Here is a 981-nt window from a genome sequence, read left to right as displayed (position 1 = left end):
CTTGTACATGTCGTCGTAATAACGCTGGTAGTCGCCGCTCGTCACGTTGTCCATCCACTCCTGGTTGTCGAGATACCAGCGCACGGTCTTCTCTATTCCCTCCTCAAACTGCAGGCTCGGCTCCCAGCCAAGCTCACGCTGCAGCTTGCGCGAGTCGATGGCGTAGCGCATGTCGTGACCCTTGCGGTCGGTCACAAAGGTAATGAGGTCGAGGTCTTCGCCCTCCTTGCGGCCCAGCAGACGGTCGACGGTGTTTATCACCACGCGTATGATGTCGATGTTCTTCCACTCGTTGAAGCCGCCGATGTTGTAGGTGTCGGCCACCTTGCCGCGGTGGAAGATAAGGTCGATGGCCCTGGCGTGGTCTTCGACATAGAGCCAGTCGCGCACGTTCTCGCCCTTTCCGTATACGGGAAGCGGCTTGCGGTGGCGTATGTTGTTGATGAACAGGGGTATCAGTTTCTCGGGAAACTGGTACGGGCCGTAGTTGTTTGAGCAGTTGGTCACTATCGTAGGCATGCCGTAGGTGTCGTGGAAGGCACGCACAAAGTGGTCGGACGATGCCTTCGACGCCGAATACGGCGAGTGCGGATTGTACTTAGTGTGCTCCGTGAAGAACTCGGTGCCGTAGGCATGGTGGTGCTCCGACGAGGCCTTGGTGCTGAACGGCGACTCCACTCCCTCGGGATTGGTAAGCTCCAGGGCCCCGTACACCTCGTCGGTCGATATGTGGTAGAAGCGCTTGCCATCGTAGCCTTCGGGCAGACTCTCCCAGTACACCTTGGCAGCCTGCAGGAGCGAGAGCGTGCCCATGACGTTGGTGCGGGCAAAGGTGAACGGGTCTTTGATGCTGCGGTCCACATGGCTCTCGGCCGCAAGGTGTATGATGCCGTCCACCCCATACCGCCGCATGAGCCCGAGCATGGCGTCGAAGTCGCAGATGTCGGCCCTGACGAATGTGTAGTTGGGCCGGCCTTCGAT

1 protein-coding gene is annotated in these 981 nt (G+C 59.2%); it reads right to left on the bottom strand.

Annotation, left to right across the window (positions count from 1 at the left end):
- The coding region (locus H6B30_RS16005) for a dTDP-glucose 4,6-dehydratase (protein WP_205112240.1) at nt 1-981 on the bottom strand (981 nt) is incomplete at both ends.

The sequence above is a fragment of the Marseilla massiliensis genome, assembly GCF_016899955.1.
Taxonomy (GTDB): Bacteria; Bacteroidota; Bacteroidia; order Bacteroidales; family Bacteroidaceae; genus Prevotella; species Prevotella intestinigallinarum.
This window is presented reverse-complemented; position numbering and strand designations above follow the sequence as displayed.